Source organism: Rhodococcus erythropolis R138 (assembly GCF_000696675.2).
GTDB classification, from domain to species: domain Bacteria; phylum Actinomycetota; class Actinomycetes; order Mycobacteriales; family Mycobacteriaceae; genus Rhodococcus_F; species Rhodococcus_F erythropolis.
In genome coordinates, this window is the sequence record NZ_CP007255.1 from 3,482,287 (window position 1) to 3,501,423 (window position 19,137).

At 62.6% G+C, this 19,137-nt stretch carries 19 protein-coding genes; 14 read left to right on the forward strand and 5 right to left on the reverse strand.

What is annotated here, in order from left to right:
• Positions 1 to 73 precede the first annotated feature (73 nt).
• Positions 74 to 1,096 carry an alpha/beta hydrolase gene (locus H351_RS15990; protein WP_019748690.1) on the forward strand — a complete coding sequence of 341 codons (1,023 nt, stop codon included), beginning with the start codon at positions 74 to 76 and terminating at the stop codon, positions 1,094 to 1,096.
• Between the two features lie 102 nt (positions 1,097 to 1,198).
• Positions 1,199 to 2,035 (forward strand): helix-turn-helix domain-containing GNAT family N-acetyltransferase, encoded by an 837-nt coding sequence (locus H351_RS15995; RefSeq protein ID WP_019748689.1) that lies wholly within the window; start codon positions 1,199 to 1,201, stop codon positions 2,033 to 2,035.
• Between the two features lie 10 nt (positions 2,036 to 2,045).
• Here H351_RS15995 and H351_RS16000 read toward each other — a convergent pair whose 3' ends face one another.
• The 5 genes from H351_RS16000 to H351_RS16020 form a co-directional block, all read right to left on the reverse strand.
• A complete protein-coding gene (locus tag H351_RS16000) occupies positions 2,046 to 3,512 on the reverse strand; it encodes an FAD-dependent oxidoreductase (RefSeq protein WP_020907950.1) in 1,467 nt (488 codons plus the stop codon).
• A gap of 88 nt (positions 3,513 to 3,600) precedes the next feature.
• Positions 3,601 to 4,062, reverse strand: coding sequence for a carboxymuconolactone decarboxylase family protein (locus tag H351_RS16005; protein ID WP_051636480.1), 462 nt, complete (start codon positions 4,060 to 4,062; stop codon positions 3,601 to 3,603).
• On the reverse strand, positions 4,059 to 5,003 hold the full coding sequence (locus H351_RS16010) for an NAD(P)-dependent oxidoreductase (protein ID WP_029255491.1): 945 nt from the start codon (positions 5,001 to 5,003) through the stop codon (positions 4,059 to 4,061). Before H351_RS16010 ends, H351_RS16005 begins: the two co-directional genes overlap by 4 nt.
• Entirely contained in the window at positions 5,000 to 5,749 is a 750-nt protein-coding gene (locus H351_RS16015; RefSeq protein ID WP_007728639.1) for an SDR family oxidoreductase, read from the reverse strand. Before H351_RS16015 ends, H351_RS16010 begins: the two co-directional genes overlap by 4 nt.
• A 60-nt stretch (positions 5,750 to 5,809) precedes the next feature.
• Positions 5,810 to 7,276 (reverse strand): aldehyde dehydrogenase, encoded by a 1,467-nt coding sequence (locus H351_RS16020; protein ID WP_029255490.1) that lies wholly within the window; start codon positions 7,274 to 7,276, stop codon positions 5,810 to 5,812.
• 229 nt (positions 7,277 to 7,505) lie between these two features.
• On the opposite strand from H351_RS16020, the gene H351_RS16025 reads away from it, so the two are divergent.
• The 12 genes from H351_RS16025 (at position 7,506) to H351_RS16080 (ending at position 19,137) form a co-directional block, all read left to right on the forward strand.
• Positions 7,506 to 8,363, forward strand: a complete 858-nt coding sequence (locus H351_RS16025) for a mycofactocin-coupled SDR family oxidoreductase (protein WP_029255489.1) — start codon at positions 7,506 to 7,508, stop codon at positions 8,361 to 8,363.
• A gap of 136 nt (positions 8,364 to 8,499) precedes the next feature.
• Positions 8,500 to 9,066 (forward strand): TetR/AcrR family transcriptional regulator, encoded by a 567-nt coding sequence (locus H351_RS16030; protein WP_024487471.1) that lies wholly within the window; start codon positions 8,500 to 8,502, stop codon positions 9,064 to 9,066.
• Complete coding sequence (locus tag H351_RS16035) at positions 9,063 to 10,268, forward strand: cytochrome P450 (RefSeq protein WP_029255488.1); 1,206 nt, start codon at positions 9,063 to 9,065, stop codon at positions 10,266 to 10,268. The genes H351_RS16030 and H351_RS16035 overlap by 4 nt, the downstream gene beginning before the upstream one ends.
• Positions 10,268 to 11,074: an SDR family oxidoreductase gene (locus tag H351_RS16040; protein WP_020907946.1), complete on the forward strand. Its 807-nt coding sequence runs from the start codon at positions 10,268 to 10,270 to the stop codon at positions 11,072 to 11,074. The genes H351_RS16035 and H351_RS16040 overlap by 1 nt, the downstream gene beginning before the upstream one ends.
• A complete protein-coding gene (locus H351_RS16045; protein ID WP_019748680.1) occupies positions 11,071 to 12,465 on the forward strand; it encodes a cytochrome P450 in 1,395 nt (464 codons plus the stop codon). Before H351_RS16040 ends, H351_RS16045 begins: the two co-directional genes overlap by 4 nt.
• Before the next feature lie 2 nt (positions 12,466 to 12,467).
• The gene (locus H351_RS16050) at positions 12,468 to 12,659 is read left to right on the forward strand and encodes a ferredoxin (RefSeq protein WP_029255487.1); all 192 of its coding nucleotides are present in this window, start codon (positions 12,468 to 12,470) and stop codon (positions 12,657 to 12,659) included.
• 58 nt (positions 12,660 to 12,717) lie between these two features.
• Positions 12,718 to 13,269, forward strand: a complete 552-nt coding sequence (locus H351_RS16055; protein WP_029255486.1) for a Cif family virulence factor — start codon at positions 12,718 to 12,720, stop codon at positions 13,267 to 13,269.
• 5 nt (positions 13,270 to 13,274) lie between these two features.
• On the forward strand, positions 13,275 to 14,522 hold the full coding sequence (locus H351_RS16060) for a hypothetical protein (protein ID WP_029255485.1): 1,248 nt from the start codon (positions 13,275 to 13,277) through the stop codon (positions 14,520 to 14,522).
• Between the two features lie 26 nt (positions 14,523 to 14,548).
• The gene (locus H351_RS16065; protein WP_019748676.1) at positions 14,549 to 16,186 is read left to right on the forward strand and encodes an acyl-CoA synthetase; all 1,638 of its coding nucleotides are present in this window, start codon (positions 14,549 to 14,551) and stop codon (positions 16,184 to 16,186) included.
• Positions 16,187 to 16,239: 53 nt separating this feature from the next.
• The gene (locus tag H351_RS16070; protein ID WP_019748675.1) at positions 16,240 to 17,493 is read left to right on the forward strand and encodes a cytochrome P450; all 1,254 of its coding nucleotides are present in this window, start codon (positions 16,240 to 16,242) and stop codon (positions 17,491 to 17,493) included.
• Between the two features lie 34 nt (positions 17,494 to 17,527).
• Positions 17,528 to 18,268: an MlaE family ABC transporter permease gene (locus H351_RS16075; protein ID WP_029255484.1), complete on the forward strand. Its 741-nt coding sequence runs from the start codon at positions 17,528 to 17,530 to the stop codon at positions 18,266 to 18,268.
• Positions 18,265 to 19,137 carry an MlaE family ABC transporter permease gene (locus tag H351_RS16080; protein WP_003944051.1) on the forward strand — a complete coding sequence of 291 codons (873 nt, stop codon included), beginning with the start codon at positions 18,265 to 18,267 and terminating at the stop codon, positions 19,135 to 19,137. Before H351_RS16075 ends, H351_RS16080 begins: the two co-directional genes overlap by 4 nt.

A 19,137-nucleotide genomic window follows, 5' to 3' on the forward strand; every position in this document is an offset into this window, starting at 1 on the left:
CCGAGCCGCACGCCCGTGAAGCGAGCGCCACCGAGCTGTTGCCGGGCACCGCAATCGAGCACGAGGAGCGGCAATGAGAAGGATCGGACGTACTCGGGCGATACTGGTCGTCGCCCTCGTCGCATGGACGGGATTGTTCGGTGAAGCGGCGCTTGCCTCGGCTGATCAGGCGCGAACATCCCCTCCAGGTGGTTCAGCTCTCGATCACGTCGAGGAAATCAACGCCCGTCAGCTGACGATGTACGTCTACTCCGCTGCAATGGACAAGGTGATCCCACTCGAGGTGATTCGGCCGGCAGACACGAGTGCGCCCCGGCCGACTCTCTACCTGCTCAACGGCGCGGGCGGAGGCGAGGACACGGCGACCTGGCAGACACGCACAGACGTCGTCGACTTCTTCGGCGACAAGAACGTCAACGTCGTCAACCCGATCGGCGGTGCCTACAGCTACTACACCGACTGGGAGAAGCCCGATCCTGTTCTCGGGCTGAACAAGTGGACCACGTTCCTCACCGAGGAGTTGCCACCGATCGTCGATGCCACGCTCGGGACGACGGGTGTGAATGCCGTTGCCGGATTGTCGATGGCAGGTACCTCGGTTCTGAGCCTGGCCGAGGCGGCGCCATCCGTTTACCGTGCCGTCGGTGCTTTCAGCGGGTGCGCCGAGACGAGTACTCAACCCGGTCAGGACTACGTGAGATTCGTGGTCGGATTTCGCGGCGGCAACGTGGACAACATGTGGGGTCCTCCCGGCGGTCCGGGCTGGGTAGCCAACGATCCTGTGGTCAACGCCGAGAGATTGCGGGGCGTCGACCTCTACATCAGCAATGGATCGGGCCTGCCCGGCCCACACGAGAATCTGGGCGGACCGATGGTCAACGGCGACCTCGGCGTTCTGGCGAACCAGGTGATCGTGGGTGGAGTCATCGAGGCCGGGACGAACCAGTGCACCCAGCGTTTGGCCGAGCGGCTCGACTCCCTGGGCATCCCGGCCACCTATGATTTCCGGGCAACCGGCACTCACTCCTGGGGTTATTGGCAGGACGATCTTCACAACTCGTGGTCGATGATTGCCGAGTCGATCGGTGCGCGTTAGCCGGTGAACCCGAGGATCGGCGGCTGAGTTGTTTCTCACTTCGGGGCCCGCTCGCCCCACCTAGCCGACCGAACTGCAGGTCAGCGGCGTTATAGTCGCCACATGAGTTCAGAAACACTCGCGCCCCTCGACACCGATGTACTTGCGCGCAGGTTTGCGTGCCTTGGTGATCCGACGCGGCTGCGAGTGCTCCGACTCGCTGCCGGCGGTCCGATCGACGTCGACACGATTGCACACGCCGCATCACTCGAGCCGTCGGCGCTGAGTGCTCACCTCGAGGCCTTGATCGAGGTCGGTTTTGTCGAGGCTTCGGTGCGTGAAGGCACTTCGGTTGTCAGTGTTGCCGGAACGGCATACTCCGATCTGATGGCAGCGGCCGCCGTCGTGGCTGCGCGTGGCCCGGTCGAAGACACACTGGGAGTTCTTCCCGACGATGTGGTGCTGCGCCGCATGGAATCCGGCGACTGGGATGCCGTGCGCTCGATCTACCGCGAAGGAATCGACACCGGAACCGCGACGTTCACCACGTCGGTGCCGTCAGCCGAGAAGCTCGACGCGCAATGGTTGCCCGATCATCGATGGGTCGCCGAGATCGACGGCCGAGTCGAAGGCTGGGCGAGCCTGAGCCCGGTGTCCTCGCGTGATTGCTACCGCGGGGTCGCCGAGAACTCCATCTACATCGGTAGTGGCGCTCGCGGGCGCGGCGTGGGCAAGCTGCTGCTTCGCCGACAGGTGCAAGCCGCCGACGCCAGTGAGATCTGGACGGTGCAGTCGTCGATCTTCCCGGAGAACCGGGCGAGTGTCGCCTTGCATCAGGCCGTCGGATTCCGAATCGTCGGCACTCGCTCGCGTATCGCTCAACTCGGTGGCAGGTGGCGTGACACGTTGTTCCTCGAACGTCGCAGCGAGGATGCTGACATTGAGGATGCTGACATTTGAGAAGAGACGCTCAGCCCTTGGCAGCGCTGATTCCCGCGCGTCGCCCGTAGAAGCTGCCGTCACCGAGGGACGTTCCGGAGGCGTATCCACCGGCGCAGACGCCGGCGGTGCAGCGTCCAGCGGCAAACAAACCCGGGATCGGTTCGCCGGAGACGTGGATGACCTCCGAGTTGATCGACGTGCGCAGACCGCCGAGCGTGAATCCGGCGGTGAAATTGCGAAGGTCGAGCGCAGCGACGGGTGAGCCGATCGGCTTGACCCACTCCTTCTTCTTACCGAGTACCGGGTCTTCACCACGGGCGGCGTGCCGGTTGTAGACCTCGACCGTCGACTGAAGGGTGCCTTCCGGCAGGCCCATGTCGGATTCGAGTTCCTCGACGGTCTCGGCCACCCACTTGGGCTGGAATCTGAAGAACGGTGTGGAACTGTCGGCGGCGCAGCCCTCTTCGTAGGAAGCTTCGTCGATGATCAGGTAGGCCTGATTCTCGTTGCGCAGCAGCGTCTCCTGGCCGATTCTTCCCGGATACGTGTCTTCGTTGACGTAGCGCTGGCCGCGTCCGTTGACGAGAATGCCGCGGATCATCAACTGGGGGTCGCCGAAGAATGCGACCTCGGTTGCGTCCATGTGTGCGAGGTCGGCGCCGAGTGCCTGCGCCATCTGGATGGCCTTGCCGTCGTGCTCTTCGATAGCCGCACCGGGGCGCCCGATCAGCCGTGGGGCGTACGACTGGATCATCGCTTCGTTGTAGGCGAAGCTTCCCGTCGCCAGTACGACACCCGTGCGTGCTCGAACTGCCACTTCCTTGCCGTACTGCTTGGCGATGATGCCGACTACTCGATCGCCGTCGACGACCAGGCGCTGGACTCGCATGTCGTATTCTGCTCGTACGCCGAGGCTTTCGGCCGTCTCGATCAGTGGCTTCATCAACATGAAACCACCGCCCTTCTCCCCGGTGCGCTTGCCGCTCATCTGCGGCACGTGCCCGCGAGGGGCCGGTGTCGCGATCGTGTTGAACGGTGCCGAGTTCTCGCCGCCGGAATACATGAGTCCGTCGTCGAAGGGTGTTTCCCAGCCGGGTTGGCCGTAGAAACTCTCCTTGAACGGCACACCGTTGTCGACGAGCCAGTTGTAGTGCTCGACACTGCCTTCGCAGTAGTCGGTGATCTTCTCCTCGTCGGCGCCGGGCCCGAGTGCGGCCATCATGAACGATTTCATGTTGGCGGGGGAGTCCTCGAACCCGAGTGCCTGCTGCAACGGGGTCCCGCCGCCCAGATAGATGAATCCGCCTGCCAGCGCCGCAGCGCCGCCCCAGCCGCTCGTGCGCTCGAGCACCAACACGTCGGCGCCCGCTCGCGCGGCCTCGATCGAAGCACTCACTCCGGCAATGCCGTAGCCGGCGACGACGACGTCAGCCTCGAAGTCCCACTGCTCGATGCTTGCGGCGGACTGCGGACGGATTGAGCTGGCCTCGGCCATGGATTCGGATCCTTCGTTCTTCTGGTTGGTTGGTGGGGGGAATCGGTGGGTGTGATTGATGCCCTGATGGCAGTATCTCGATCGAAAGTCAGTCGGTGTCCGTTTTCGCGGAATCGGCTGCGGCCTTCTCCTTGGCGCGCGCGGCTTTACGTCTGTCGGCCTTCACGGCGATCAGCGCATTGTTGAGTCCCGTGGCCAGCGGCCAGCCGACGTAGTGGCACAGGAAGATCGCGGCCTCTTCGAACTGCTGCTCGGTCAACTCCTCGTTGTGGAGAGCAGCGTTGATCTGGATCTTTGCCACATCGTTCTGCCCCTGGGCGGTGATGGCACCGATCAGGAGTAGTCGTCGGTCACGCACGGACAGTCCCGGTCGCGTCCAGATGTCAGCAAAGAGGTGGTCGGCGGTGACCGCGAAGAAGTCGCCGGGAACGTCGGCGGGAAGCTCCCAGCCGTACACCTCGTTCATCTTCGCGACGCCACGAGCGCGGGCCTCGGAGATGCGGCTTTCGTCGGTTCCACCGGCATCGGTCAGGCGAGTGGTGTCGGTCATGCGTGCTCCCGAGTAGTAGATGCCGAAGATGCCTTTGAAGGTTCGGCCGGCCTGTCTTCGCTGTCATTCCCGACGCCCAGACCGGCACCGAGTCCGGCGAGCGCAAGGTGCGCGAGCGGCAGGTCGAGATTCAGCCGATCTCCGAGGTCGATGGCCAAGGCCAAGTCCTTCTCCCCGAGATTGCGAACATGCCGCAGTATCGAGAACCACGGGTCGTCCTCCGAGACCGGTGCGGTGGTGTCGCGGAGCATGATCGCGCCCGCGCCACCAGTGATCGCATCGGTGTGCCTGACGACCTTTCCGAGCGTGCGGAGATCGAGTCCTGCTGCTTCGGCGAGTCGCGCGGCCTCGGTCGTGGCGGTGAACGAGACGAAGTGAAGAAGGTTGCGTGCGAGCTTCATTCGCGTTCCCGCGCCGACGTCACCGGCGTGAACCACCAGCTCGGCCCAGGATCCGAAGGGCTCGCGGACGGCTTCGAACGCCTCGTCGGAGCCGCCGATCATCACTGCCAGCCTGCCCTGCGCTGCGCCGCCGGCACCGCCACTGATCGGCGCGTCGACCAGCAGAACACCACGCTGTTGACAGATGTCAGCGAGTTCCACCGCCGTGGTGTCCGAGATAGTGGAGTGAATCGCGACGACAGTGCCTGGCTGTGCGGTCGACAGGATCCCGTGCGGCCCGCACACAACCTCGCGTACCTGCGCGTCGTCGAGCACCGTGACGGAGATGATGCTCGCCTGCGCTGCAACGTCGGCGGGCGTCGATGCTGCGCTCGCGCCCGCAGTGGTGAACGGTTCGAGCGCTTCTGCGCGGGCATCACACACCACCAGTCCGCCCGGCCAGTCCAGGAGGCGCTGCGCCATCGGCGCGCCCATGTTGCCTAGGCCGATGTATCCCAGTCTGGTTTTCGAAGCGCTGGCTTTCGGCGCCGATTCCGTCATGACCGGTACACCTGGCCTCCGTCGACGTTGAAGATCTGCCCGGTCACCCAGCCTGCGTCGTCGGAGAGAAGGAACAGGCACATGCCGACGAGATCCTCCGGCGTTCCCATGCGCTGCAACGGGATTCGCTTCACCATGTCCTTGACGATGTTGCCGGGGGTGACGGTTCGAGTCGCCTCCGTGTCGATGGGACCGGGAGCGATGGCGTTGATCCGGATGTTCGACCAGCCGAGTTCGGTCGCGAGTTGTTGTGTCAGGCTGTTGACGCCGGCTTTCGCGAGTCCGTAGTAATTCGAGTACAGCCATGCTGCTGTGGAGGACTGGTTGACGATCGAACCGCCCTTCGCGCGCATATGAGGTACCACCGCCCGGCACACGTGCAATGCGCCGTCCATGTTGACGCTCATGAACTTTCGGTAGTAGTCCCAGTCCACCGTCAACAGGGAATCGATCTTCATTCCGCCGTAGATGGCAGCGTTGTTCACCAGATGCTCGATGCTACCGAACTGCTCGATCGTGAAGTCGGCAAGTGCCGCAGTCGACTCCCCGTCGGCGACGTCGACGTCCTTGAACACGGCACTTCCACCGTCCGCCGTGATCTGCTTGGCGACAGCTTCACCGAGTTCGCGATTGAGATCCGCCACGACCACGTTGGCCCCCTCCGCGGCCAGAGCGCGGGCATACGCCTCTCCGATACCCTGCGCTGCTCCGGTGACTATCGCGGTGCGACCGTCGAAACGTCCCATGTCGACCTACTTTCGTGGTGATGATTCTGTGGTGAGGGTGTGGGGTGAGGGTGTGGAATGTCAGGAAGGTGAAGCGACGAGCTTGGTTTCGAGGTATTCCTCGAAACCGGCGAGGCCCATTTCGCGGCCGATCCCGGATTGTTTGTAGCCGCCGAACGGTGCGTCGGCCGAATACCAGACGCCGCCGTTGACGCTCAGCGTTCCGGTTCTGACACCGGCAACGACGTGCGCGACACGATCGGGATCGGCGCCCCACACCGACCCGGACAGGCCGTAGGGGGAATCGTTGGCAATCCGGATAGCGTCGTCGTCGTTGTCGTACGGAATGATCACGAGAACGGGCCCGAAAATCTCCTCCTGCGCTACGCGAGACGAGTTGTCCAGCCCGGCAATGAGAGTGGGTTCGACGAAGAAGCCGCTCTGGTGATCGTCGGGTCGGCCTCCACCCGTCACGATCGTGCCGCCCTCTTCGACCGCGAGGGCGAGGTAGCTCTCCACCCTGGCGCGCTGGAGCGCGGAGATGACCGGACCACACACCGTTCCGCGCGCGCTGGGGTCACCGGCTCGGATACCCGCCATCGCGGCGGAGGCCGCGGCCAGAGCATCTTCGTACCGAGCGCGCGGCACAAGAAGTCTGGTACTGAGTGCGCATCCCTGACCGGCATGAACGCACACGGAGAACGCGGCAACCGAGCATGCACCCTTGATGTCCGCGTCGTCGAGGACGATGAATGCGGACTTGCCTCCGAGTTCGAGGAAGACCTTCTTGAGGGTTTGCGCGGCCGTGGCCATCACCGTGCGTCCGGTGGCGGTGGAACCGGTGAAAGACACGAGATCGACGCGCGGATCGCTGCACAGCTGCGCGCCGAGAGAGTGATCTGTCGACGTCACCACGTTGACGACGCCCGCCGGGATCTCGGTTTCTTCTGCAATCACCTTGGCGACCAGCGCGGCGCACCAGGGCGTGTCCGGCGCGGGTTTGAGAACGATGGTGTTGCCGGCCGCGAGGGCGGGGCCGAGTTTGGCGAAATTGATCTGGTGCGGGAAGTTCCACGGTGTGATTGCGCCGACGACGCCGACCGCTTCCTTGAGCACGCGGCGATGGGTCGGAATCCCCATGGGTGACGCGTGCCCGAGATCTTGTTCCCACGAATAGGTTTCGATCAGATCGGCCCAGTAGCGAAGATCTTCGATCGGGCCTTCGAGTTGCGGACCGCTCGTCAGCATGACGGGCGCGCCCACCTCGGCGACGGTGATCTCACGCAACTCCTCGATGTGGGACTGGAGTGCGTCGCACAGTTGGCGCAGGCAGCGAGCGCGAAACCCGTGATCGCGTGCCCATTCGGTCTCGTCGAACGCACGGCGCGCCGCGGCAATGGCCGCATCCATGTCCGCGGTGGTGCCTTCGGCCGCACGGCCGATCAGTTCCTCGGTGGCCGGGTTGAAAACTTCGAAGGTTCCACCGGATCCGGGAACCAGCTTTCCGTCGACGAGAAGTGCAGAACTGTCTGCGGGTCGAAGCGTCATAACGCGAACCCTCTCTTTCTGGACATGTGTCTGGACTCTAGTTCACACTCGTGGTTGAGGCAATGGTTTCTGGGGCATAAGAGATTTCGAGAGCGTCTCGGGATCTGCTTCGGTGAAAAGCGCCTCGTGTCCGGGGCGGCGCGGCTACGGTTCACCGCACATTCACAACCACGCCTTCACATGCACGCCTTCACGTACACGCCTTCACATTCACGGGAGAGAGGTCGAAATGAACAGAGTTGACGGAAAAGTGGTGCTGGTGACCGGTGCTGCTCGAGGTCAGGGGCGCAGTCATGCCGTTCATCTCGCACGGGAGGGCGCGCACGTCATCGCCTTCGATCTGTGCGCAGACATCGCCAGCAACGAATACCCGCTCGCCAGTCCTGCCGATCTCGAGGAAACGGCTCGACTGGTGAAAGAGACCGGACAGCAGGTGGTGACGGCACGTGTGGACGTCCGCGATCGCGCCGGACTCGAAACGGCACTTGCCGAGGCGGTAGGTCAGTTGGGCGGATTGCATGTCGTCGTGGCGAACGCCGGTATCTGTCCGCTCGGCAAGCACGTGTCGACTGCCGGTTTCGTCGACGCGTTCGATGTGAACTTTCTCGGTGTCGTCAATACAGTGCACGCGTCGATGGAATACCTCGGCGAAGGGGGTTCGATCATCGCGATCGGCTCTGTTGCCGGTCTGGTGCCACAGACCGGATTCAACGGGCAGCAGGCGCTCCAGGGTCCGGGTGGCGACGGATACGGACTGGCCAAGAAGCTGATTCAGGCATATACCAGTTCGTTGGCACTGACTCTCGGGCCGAGTTCCATTCGCGTCAACGCGATTCATCCGACCAACGTGAACACCGACATGTTGCAGAGCATGCCGATGTACCGGACGTTCCGTCCCGACCTCGAGAATCCGACCGCCGAGGATGCGGCAGTGACGTTCCCGTTCATGCAGGCGATGCCGACCCCGTGGGTCGAGCCCGCGGACATCTCGCATGCGGTCGTGTACCTGTCCTCGGACGAGTCGCGATTCGTCACCGGCCAGCAACTGCGCGTGGACGCTGGTGCCGGGATGAAGATCGGTCTGTAGTAGAACTTTTCGCTTCGTGGCTGCCTGTGAGTGGTGAATTTTCGAAGTTTCCCCATTTCGTTGCCCTGGACAGGGTGCTGTAGTAACGTCCAGACACGTGTCCAGCAAACGGGGCGATTCAAGTGGCGGGGGATCGATTGTCTATGAATCCACTCGCAGGCGCCTCACGGGCAAACAGGCGGAAACTGTGGCCAGGCTTGCCGAAGCAACAGTGAAAGTTCTACGCAAACAAGAGTTTTCCGGACTGACTGTCCGTTCGGTTGCGGCCGAAGCGGGTGTAGGAACTGCGACCGCCTACACGTATTTCGCGTCCAAGGAGCATCTGGTCGCAGAGGTTTTCTGGCGAAGACTTCAGAACTCGTCGGCGCCTGATGGCTCAGGGTTGGATCGCACCGCGCACGTGCTGTCTGTACTTCGAAACATCGCGCTGCTTCTCGCGGACGAACCGGAGGTATCGGCCGCCGTGACCAATGCACTGCTCGGATCCGATCCTGAAGTGGAACATCTTCGCGGGCGGATCGGACTCGAGATCCATCAACGACTCGCTTCGGCGTTGGATCCGAATGGCGAACCCGAAGTGTTGGAAGCGCTCGAAATGCTTTATGCCGGGGCGCTTCTGCGAGCAGGGATCGGCTACGGAACCTACGCGCAAATCGCTGGACGCCTCGAGGCCTCAGCTCTACTGATCCTGGAGAAATCATGACAGAAGCTTTGATCGATCCGGTGGTCTTCAATCCGTACGACTACCACTTTCACGACGATCCGTATCCGACGTACAAGCGTCTGCGCGAAGAATCACCGTTGTATCACAATCCGGACGTTGGCTTTTGGGCGTTGTCGCGATATGCGGACGTGGTCGACGGGTTCAAGGACAACAAGCGTCTCTCGAGCGCCAACGGGGTATCGCTCGACCCCGCAGCCTACGGTCCACACGCGCATTATGTGATGTCGTTTCTCGCGATGGACGATCCCCGCCATATGCGGTTGCGCCAGTTGGTTTCTCGCGGATTCACACCGCGACGGGTTGCGGAGCTCGACGGCCGGATCCTCGAACTCACGAAGCAACATCTGGTACCTGCGTTGGGCGCGGGGGAGTTCGACTGGATTACGGAGGTGGCGGGAAAGCTGCCGATGGACGTCATCTCCGAACTCATGGGGGTTCCCGAATCCGACAGGGCCGAACTGCGGCGCAAGGCGGATCTGGTGGTGCACCGAGAGGCGGGTGTTCTCGACGTGCCGCAACCTGCGGTGGAGGCTTCGATCAGTTTGATGGGCTACTACAAGGAGATGATCGCGCAGCGTCGCCGATCGCGGACGGACGATCTGACCTCGGCCTTGCTCGATGCCGAGATCGACGGAGACAAACTCTCGGACCAGGAGATCCTCGGATTCATGTTTCTGATGGTCGTGGCCGGAAACGAGACCACGACCAAGCTTCTCGGAAACGCTCTGTACTGGGGTTCGCACCACCGGGAGCAGATCACACCGGTTCTCGACGATCCCGAACGAGCCTCGGAATGGGTGGAAGAGACTCTTCGCTACGACACGTCGAGCCAGATCGTGGCTCGGACTTCGGTTGTCGACCTCGAATATCACGGACGCACCATTCCGGCGGGGGAGAAGGTCCTGCTCCTGATCGGATCGGCCAACCGAGACGCCGACGTCTTCGAGGATGCCGACAGCTTCCAGATCGGCCGGAGTTCGTCGGGAAAACTCGCGAGTTTCGGTGGTGGCGTGCACTTCTGTCTCGGTGCCCACCTTGCCAAGCTCGAAGCCAAGATCGCCCTCGCAGAGTTCGGGCGTCGGGTCAGCGACTACGAAGTCGACGAGTCCGGAATCGAGCGTGTTCATTCGACAAACGTCCGGGGCTTTGCGGCCCTGCCGGTGAAAGTGCAGGTGCGCTGATGCCTCGTTTCGAACCCAATCCAGTTCGCCGGCCGGCATTGATCAGTGGTGCATCGTCGGGAATCGGCACCGCTACTGCGTATGCCCTGGCCGAACTCGGCCATCCGGTTGCGCTCGGTGCGCGTCGAGTCACCGAATGCGAAGCCATCGCCGAGAAGATCCGCAGCAATGGTGGTGAAGCGTTCGCCCACTTCCTCGACGTCACGGACGGTGATTCGGTCGACGGATTCGTCTCGGCCGCAGAGGCAGTCCACGGTCCCACCGAAATGGTCGTCTCCGGTGCCGGTGACCTCGAATTCGGGGCTGCGGACGAGATGGATCCAGAGGCGTTCTCACGGCAGATCCAAGTCCACCTCGTTGGTGCGCAGCGATTGGCGCATCGCGTACTCCCCGGCATGAGGCAACGACAGCGCGGTGACTTCGTACTGATCGGCTCGGATTGTGCCGAGCGCCAGCGTCCACTCATGGGTGCTTACGACGCGGCCAAGGCCGGGCTCGAAGCAATGGGGCGCCAGATGCGAATGGAGCTCGAAGGAACAGGCATTCGCGCGTCGATCGTGCGACCCGGGCCGACACTGACCGGCATGGGGATGGACACGACGCCGGAGATCATCGGACCGGTTGGGGAATCGTGGAGTAAGTGGGGGTTCGCCCGCCATGGTTACTTTCTGCGCGCCTCGGACATCGCCAATGCCATCGTCGCCGTTGTGTCGGCGCCGCGAGGAGCACACATCGTGCTCGTCGAAGTTCAGCCCGAGGCACCACTGGACAAACTTCCCACTGCGAACTCACAGGAGACGACATGACGCACGGAGTGCAGGAGACGTCGCGAACACTGCCCGAGCCGCCGCGGGTGTCCGGCGGGGATCTCCCGCACGGGCATCTCGAGGAACTGCGAACCGACCCGATAGCGCTCATGCGCCGGGTGCGTGAGGAATGTGGTGACGTCGGCGCCTTTCAACTTGCCGACCGCACGGTGATCCTGCTGTCCGGAGCTGAGGCAAACGAGTTCTTCTTCCGCTCCACCGACGAGGATCTCGACCAACAAGCGGCTTACCCCTTCATGAAGCCGATATTCGGTGAAGGCGTCGTCTTCGATGCCAGCCCGGAGCGGCGTAAGGAGATGCTCCACAACTCGGCTCTGCGCGGCGAACAGATGCGCGGGCACGCCGCCACGATCGGCCGCGAGGTCGAGGCGATGGTCGCGCAGTGGGGAGACGAAGGCGAGATCGATCTGCTCGACTTCTTCGCCGAGCTGACCATCTACACCTCGTCGGCGTGCCTGATCGGCAAGAAGTTCCGCGACGAACTGGACGATAGCTTCGCCAAGCTGTATCACGAACTCGAACAGGGAACGGATGCATTGGCTTTCGTGGATCCGTACGCGCCGATCGAGAGTTTCCGCCGCCGCGACGAGGCCCGGTTGGCGTTGGTCGCTCTGGTACAGGACATCATGAACGGGCGCATCGCGAATCCTCCGCAGGGCAAGGAGGACCGCGACATGTTGGACGTGTTGGTCTCGGTCAAGGACGAGAACGGCGACCTCCGGTTCAGTGCCGACGAGATCACCGGCATCTTCATCTCGATGATGTTCGCCGGCCACCACACGACTTCCGGCACGGCAGCGTGGTCGCTGATCGAGATGTTGCGGCATCCCGACACCATGACGGACGTCGTCGACGAACTCGACAATCTGTACTCCGACGGCGCCGACATCAGTTTTCATGCCCTGCGCCAGATTCCGGTTCTCGAGGCCGTGGTCAAGGAAACCCTTCGACTGCATCCGCCGTTGATCATCCTGTTGCGGGTGGCACGTGGAGATTTCGAAGTGGGCGGCTTCGAGATCCGAGAGGGCCATCTTGTCGCTGCGACGCCCGCGATCTCCAATCGAATCGCCGAGGACTTCCCCCGACCGGACACCTTCGATCCCGGGAGGTACATCGACCCGAATCAAGAGGACATCGTCAACCGCTGGACGTGGATTCCGTTCGGAGCCGGCCGGCATCGCTGCGTCGGTGCTGCATTCGCCCAGATGCAGCTCAAAGCGATCTTCTCGATCCTGCTGCGGGACTTCGAGTTCGAGATGGCGCAGCCGTCGGAGTCCTACCGAAACGACCACAGCAAGATGGTCGTCCAGTTGCAGCAGCCGTGCGCGGTGAGGTACCGGCGCAGAACACGTCCCGGGCGTGAGGGGTGATCATGCACGTCGAAGTAGACCTCGACCTGTGCCAAGGCCATGCGGCGTGTGAGCTCGAGGCACCGGAGATCTTTGTCGTCCCGAAGCGGGGGAAGGTCAGTCTTCTGGACTCGGACCCACCTGAGTCGCTCCGCGGTGAAGCCGAGCTGGCGGTCAGGTACTGCCCGACCGGCGCCCTGAGAATTGTCGACTGATTACAGCGGATTGTCGATTGATTGCAGCGAATTCAAGTACTCGAGGGAGGAAGTTCAGATGACGGGTTTCGACCGCGCAGAGCTCGACGAGATGGTCCAACGCTGGATCGAGGCGAACAAGAAGGCCGAAGCCGCCGGTGATTGGAAACCGTTGGCGGACATGTACACCGAGGACGCCACGTACGGGTGGAACTACGGTCCCAAGCAGGATTTCATGGCAGTGGGGCGCGAGGAGATTCGCGAAGTCGCGCTCGGCCTCGAGATGAAGGGCCTCGAAGGTTGGGAGTACCCGTATCAAGACTTTGTGATCGACGAACGTAGCGGAAACGTGATCGGCTTGTGGAAGCAGATTTCCGATGCCAAGCGTGAGGACGGGAGCAACTACTCCGTCTACGGTATCGGCGGTAGTTGGTTCCGTTACGGCGGGGACTTCCAATGGTCCTGGCAGCGTGACTTCTTCGACTTCGGGAACGTGTCGGCACTGTTCATGGAGATGATCGGCAACAACGCTCTCTCGAAGGGGATGCAGGGCCGGGTCCAGCGATCGATCTCGGGCGACCCGCTACCGGGCTGGTATCCGGTGGGCACCGCGCCGGTCTCGCTGTGGTGAGTCCGATGACGGTACGCGATTCCTTCGAGACACTCTCGCAGCGCGACCTTGCCGTGTTGGTGCCCGAGTTGCTCCTGTGTGGGCAGCTGATCGATCGCTCGGGCATGGCGCATCTGATCGTCGAATTCGGACGCGAGGGTATGGCGCAGGTGGCCGTCGAGGAGTGGGAATCGGCCAGTCCCTGGTACACCCGCCGCATGCAGAAGGCCCTCGGATACGAGGGCGACGACGTCGTGACGATCTTCAAAGGGCTACAACTCGACATCGGCGCTCCGCCACAGTTCATGGACTTTCGATACCGGGTCGACGATCCGCTGCACGGTGAATTCTGGCTCGATCATTGCGGAGCACTCATGGACGTCGAGCCGTTGGGCGATGAGTTCGTGACCTCGATGTGTCACGACATCGAGGATCCGACTTTCGATGCGACGGCCATCGCGACCAACCCGCACGCCCAGATCCGGCCGATTCACCGACCACCGCGCAGGCCCGCGGACCGACATCCGCACTGCGCCTGGACCGTTTCCATCGACCCGTCGCACACGCCTCCCGTGATGACCGCGCACACCGAGCAGATCGGATGCACCGCCGCGGTGACGGTCGAGCTGAGCCCGATCGATCACGGTGGGGACGGTAGGGCGGACTACTCGGGTCCGTTGTTGTCCGACCTGAGGTTTTCCGACTTCTCGCGATCAGCCTTGGTTCGTATCGCAGAGGAGATCTGCGTGCAGCATCATCTGTTGGCGTTGGGCTTTCTGGCAGCGGTTCGCCGCCGTGCCGACGAAGACAAGGCGCGCGAGATCACGCGAAAGCAATTGACCGGAATCGCGGGAGTTGCGGCACAGCGTATTCGAGATGCGCTCGGGCTTCCTTCGACTCTGGAATCGTTGGCATTGGTCCTGTCCGTGCATCCATTGCTGAATCCGAAGCAGTATGTGGAGAGTGAGATCCGACCGGACGGCGGTGCTCTGGAGCTGTGGATCTCGCGAGACGCTCTTGTCGACCGCGACGGCGGTTGGCCGACCTTGCTCGGCAGCGAGCACCTCGATCCCCTCCAGGCTTTGGTCCGCGGCGTGAATCCTCACTTCACCGTGAGAGTGGTGGCCGAAGATGCCGCGGGGCTCCTTCTGGCCGTCGACATCACCGAAGCGCCCGCTCCGGAATGCGTCGAAGTCGCCATTACGAAGGTCAGTACCGGCGCGGCATTCGTATTCGAAGATCGCGGAATCCCTTTGCCTCTCTTCGTCGTCTGACCGGCCGAACCCGAAGGACTCAACCTATGGCGTACACGTTTGCAGACCTGTTCGAGCATTCCGTCGATGTGATGCCCGATCGCCTCGCGCTGATCGTTTCCGGCGAGGAGGTGACATACCGTGAGCTCGACGAGCGGGCCAACCGATTGGCGCATTACTTCCAGTCCGTCGGGTTGGGTGTCGGTTCGCACATCGGTATTCAACTGCACAACTCGATCGAGGCGATGGTTGCTGTCCTCGCGGCCTTCAAGATCCGCGGCGTTCCCATCACGGTGAACTACCGCTACACGAGCGACGAATTGGTTTATCTGTACGAGAATGCGGATCTCACGGCGTTGGTATTCCATCGTGGTTTCGCTGAGCGGGTCGCCGAGGCGTTGGTGTCCGCGCCGCGGGTCAAGTACGTGATCGAGGTGGCGGACGAACTCGCTCTCGGGAACGAACCGTCGATTCCGGGGGCAGTGGCGTACGAGGATGCGCTCGGCAACCAATCCCCGCTGCGCGTAGGTGAACATGCTTTTCCCGAGCGTTCCGGCGACGACGTCTACGTTCTCTACACCGGCGGAACAACCGGACGACCGAAAGGCGTCGTCTGGCGGCAGGAAGACATCTGGCGCGTGTTGGCCGGCGGTTACGACTTCTATTCGGGTGAGCCGATCGCCGACGAGTACCAGCAGTCGCGCGGTGGCGCCGCGGCAGCCGAACCGATGCGGTGGTGCATGCTTCCACCGCTGATCCACACCTCGGCACTGATGCCGACGTTCAACGCTCTGTTCTCCGGAAACACCGTCATCTTCGAACCGAAGTTCGATGCGGCGCAGGTCTGGAAAGTCGTCGCCGAGTATCGGCCCCAGGTCATGGTCATCACCGGCGACGCCATGGGCCGTCCACTGGTCGAAGCCCATCACGAATTGCAACCGGATGCGTCGAGCCTGGCTGTTCTTGCCTCCGGCGCTGCGCTCTTCTCCGGATCGGTCAAAGACGCGTTCTTCGACGTCTTTCCGAATCTGATGATCTCCGATTCGGTTGGATCGTCCGAAACAGGCTTCGGCGGAATCGGATTCGCAACCAAAGGGCTCGAGCAGCGTGGCGGACCCAAAGTGGGCGCCAACAGATTCACGGTCGTCGTCGACGACGACAACCGTGTGTTGGAGCCGGGTTCGGGGGCCGAAGGATGGTTGGCGAAACTCGGCAACGTCCCACTCGGCTACTACAACGATCCGGTGAAGTCGGCGGAGATATTCCGAGAGGTGAACGGCGCGCGGGCAGTGGTGACCGGAGACCGAGCGCGGATCGAGGACGACGGCTCGGTCACTCTCCTCGGCCGGGGAAACATGGTGGTCAACACCGGCGGTGAGAAAGTCTTCGTGGAAGAGGTCGAAGCAGTGGTGAAGGCCCATCCCGACATCTACGACGCAACAGTGATCGGCATTGCCGACGAGCGGTGGGGCAATCGGGTGGCGGCGGTCCTCCGCGTCCGCGATGGTGTGGAACCGGATTTCGATTCCATCGAAAAACACACCCGCACTCAGCTTGCCGGCTACAAGATTCCGCGTTCCTTCTGGATCGCCGACGAGGTCGTTCGAGCGCCGAGCGGCAAGCCGGACTACCGCTGGGCCAAGGAGTTCTCACAGAACAGCGACCCGGTCCACCGGATCGACTAGCGCTCACACGCAACACCCGGCACCCGGCACCCATCCGTAAAGGAGCATCTGCAATGCCTGAGATCGACCTTCCCGACGGGTTCGACGTGACCGACCCGCATCTGTACGGCGAGCGCGTCCCGCTTGCCGAGTTCGCCGAACTACGACGATGCGCTCCGGTCTGGTGGAACGCCCAGGAACCGGGTACCGGCGGATTTCACGACGGTGGTTGTTGGGTTGTCTCCCGCCACGCAGACGTCCGCGACGTCTCGTTGCGCAGCGAGGAGTTCTCGAGCAACGTCAACGGCTGCATTCCGCGGCATGAAGACAACATCTCGGCGGAGGAGTTGGAGGCGACAAAACACGTCCTCATCAACAAGGACGCCCCTGAGCACACACAGCTGCGCAAGTTGGTGGCGCGCTTGTTCACTCCGCGGTCGGTGGAAGCGATGCGGGCCGGGCTGGAAGCGCGGGCAGAAGACATAGCGTCGGCTGCCGTGGCGGAAGGTAGCGGTGATTTTGTCAGCCAGGTCGCCAGCGAGTTACCGATGCAGGCGATCTCGGAGCTGATCGGTGTACCGCAGGACGGGCGCCGTCAGCTGTACGAATGGTCGAATCAGATGACGGGATACGACGACGAGTCGCTCGCCGGCGAGTCGCGGATGGCGTCGGCGCAGATCCTGGGCTACGCCTATCAACTGGCCGAGGCGAGACGGGAGGAACCGCTCGACGACATCATCTCGCGCTTGGTGCATGCCGACATCGACGGACAGAAACTCACCCCGGAACAGTTCGGTTTCTTCGTCATCATGTTGGCTGTCGCAGGCAACGAAACGACGCGCAACGCAACGACACTCGGCATGATGGCATTTCTCGAGCATCCGGATCAGTGGGAACTGTACAAGCGTGAGCGTCCGCGCACCGCCGCGGACGAGATCATCCGCTGGGCTTCGCCACTGACGTCGATGCAACGAACAGCAGTGGTGGACACACAGATTGCCGGCACTACGATTGCGAAGGGGCAGCGTGTCGTACTGCTCTACGGCTCGGCGAACTTCGACGAAACCGTCTTCGAGAACCCCGACGTCTTCGACATCACCCGAGACCCGAACCCGCACCTCGCGTTCGGAGGAACCGGACCGCACTACTGCGTCGGCGCCAACCTGGCCAGAATGGAGGTCGATCTGATCTTCGGCAAGATCGCCGATCACATGCCCGACATCAGCAAGCTCGGCGATCCGAGCAGGCTCTCGTCCGGTTGGCTCAACGGGATCAAGGAATTCAAGGTCGACTACGGCAACTCCACGTCATGTCCTTCGGGGCATTGACGTGTACAGCGGAAGAGTTGCACTTGCGGGCCCGATGCGCGAACTCGGCCAGTTCTACCGGATGGGCGCCGATGTCGCAGTGAGCTTGTTCCGCACCCGCTTTCAGGTGCAGGAGTTTCTCGAGCAGAGTTGGATGATCGCCCGGGTGTCGATCGTGCCGACAGTGTTGGTAGCCGTGCCGTTCACGGTCCTGGTGAGTTTCACCCTCAACATCCTTCTCCGCGAGATCGGTGCCGCCGACCTCAGCGGCGCCGGGGCCGCGCTCGGTGCCGTGACTCAGGTCGGTCCGGTGGTGACGGTGCTGATCGTGGCAGGTGCGGGCGCGACAGCCATCGCCGCCGATCTGGGATCGAGAACGATTCGTGAAGAGATCGACGCCATGGAGGTGCTCGGGATCGATCCGATCAATCGGTTGGTGATTCCGCGGGTGGTCGCGTCGACCGTGGTGGCTTTGCTGCTCAACGGACTCGTCTGCGTCATCGGCATCGCCGGCGGTTACGCCTTCTCGGTGTTTCTCCAGGGCGTGAACCCTGGCGCCTTCGTCGAGGGAATCACGTTGCTGACCGGCCTGCCCGAGGTGGCGTTGTCGATGGTCAAAGCTGCACTGTTCGGGATGCTGGCGGGATTGGTGGCCTGCTATCGCGGACTGTCGGTACGGGGTGGGCCGAAAGGCGTGGGGGAGGCCGTCAACGAAACGGTGGTGTACGCATTCATGGCGTTGTTCGTCGTCAACACCATCGTCACCGCGGTCGGCATCCGATTGACGGCGGGGTGATCGAGGTGACGCTGTCGGATTCGCTGGCACAAATCGGCAAGTTCGGACGCACGCGGGCGCGGGTGGCTCGAACGTCACGCTCGATCGACGACGTCGGGCGACAAGCTGTCTTCTTCGCGCGCGCCATCGCTCACATCCCGTGGGCAATTCGCAAACACCCGAAAGAAGTGTTGAGGCTGGTAGCCGAGATCAGCATGGGCACCGGAGCTTTGGCAGTGATCGGCGGCACGGTTGCGGTCGTAGGATTTCTGACCCTAGCCTCGGGCGGCACCATTGCGATCCAAGGTTTCAGCTCGCTGGGAAATATCGGAGTCGAAGCGCTCACCGGATTCTTCTCCGCCTTCATCAACGTTCGTATCGCTGCGCCGGTCATCGCGGGAATCGGCCTGTCGGCCACGATCGGAGCAGGTTCGACCGCGCAGATCGGTGCCATGCGCATCAGCGAGGAAATCGACGCCCTCGAATCGATGGCGATCAGTTCGGTCCCGTACGTCGTCAGCACCCGCGTCACCGCAGGGATGATCGCGATCTTGCCGCTGTACTCACTGGCGCTCGTAGGATCATTTCTGGCCGGACGATTCACCACGGTCGTGCTGTTCGGTCAATCCTCCGGTCTTTACGACCACTACTTCACGACGTTCCTCGATCCGGTCGACGTCGCATGGTCCTTCGTTCAAGTGCTCGTGATGGCACTACTGGTGATGCTGATCCACACGTACTACGGATACAACGCGTCCGGGGGACCGTCGGGCGTGGGAACTGCAGTGGGCCGCGGGGTTCGGCTCTCGCTGATCTGCGTCGTGGCGGTGACCCTGCTCGTCTCACTCGCGCTCTACGGCGGTTCCGGCAACTTCAATCTGTCCGGTTAG

Bases quoted from the DNA above. Each gene is read 5' to 3' on its own strand.
- H351_RS16060 (WP_029255485.1), top strand. From the start codon at position 13,275: ATGACGGTACGCGATTCCTTCGAGACACTCTCGCAGCGCGACCTTGCC.
- H351_RS16075 (WP_029255484.1), top strand. From the start codon at position 17,528: ATGCGCGAACTCGGCCAGTTCTACCGGATGGGCGCCGATGTCGCAGTG.
- H351_RS16035 (WP_029255488.1), top strand. From the start codon at position 9,063: ATGACAGAAGCTTTGATCGATCCGGTGGTCTTCAATCCGTACGACTAC.
- H351_RS16010 (WP_029255491.1), bottom strand. From the start codon at position 5,003: ATGACGGAATCGGCGCCGAAAGCCAGCGCTTCGAAAACCAGACTGGGA.
- H351_RS16055 (WP_029255486.1), top strand. From the start codon at position 12,718: ATGACGGGTTTCGACCGCGCAGAGCTCGACGAGATGGTCCAACGCTGG.
- H351_RS16045 (WP_019748680.1), top strand. From the start codon at position 11,071: ATGACGCACGGAGTGCAGGAGACGTCGCGAACACTGCCCGAGCCGCCG.
- H351_RS16070 (WP_019748675.1), top strand. From the start codon at position 16,240: ATGCCTGAGATCGACCTTCCCGACGGGTTCGACGTGACCGACCCGCAT.
- H351_RS16040 (WP_020907946.1), top strand. From the start codon at position 10,268: ATGCCTCGTTTCGAACCCAATCCAGTTCGCCGGCCGGCATTGATCAGT.
- H351_RS16000 (WP_020907950.1), bottom strand. From the start codon at position 3,512: ATGGCCGAGGCCAGCTCAATCCGTCCGCAGTCCGCCGCAAGCATCGAG.
- H351_RS16050 (WP_029255487.1), top strand. From the start codon at position 12,468: ATGCACGTCGAAGTAGACCTCGACCTGTGCCAAGGCCATGCGGCGTGT.
- H351_RS16025 (WP_029255489.1), top strand. From the start codon at position 7,506: ATGAACAGAGTTGACGGAAAAGTGGTGCTGGTGACCGGTGCTGCTCGA.
- H351_RS16020 (WP_029255490.1), bottom strand. From the start codon at position 7,276: ATGACGCTTCGACCCGCAGACAGTTCTGCACTTCTCGTCGACGGAAAG.
- H351_RS16005 (WP_051636480.1), bottom strand. From the start codon at position 4,062: ATGACCGACACCACTCGCCTGACCGATGCCGGTGGAACCGACGAAAGC.
- H351_RS15990 (WP_019748690.1), top strand. From the start codon at position 74: ATGAGAAGGATCGGACGTACTCGGGCGATACTGGTCGTCGCCCTCGTC.
- H351_RS16065 (WP_019748676.1), top strand. From the start codon at position 14,549: ATGGCGTACACGTTTGCAGACCTGTTCGAGCATTCCGTCGATGTGATG.
- H351_RS16015 (WP_007728639.1), bottom strand. From the start codon at position 5,749: ATGGGACGTTTCGACGGTCGCACCGCGATAGTCACCGGAGCAGCGCAG.
- H351_RS15995 (WP_019748689.1), top strand. From the start codon at position 1,199: ATGAGTTCAGAAACACTCGCGCCCCTCGACACCGATGTACTTGCGCGC.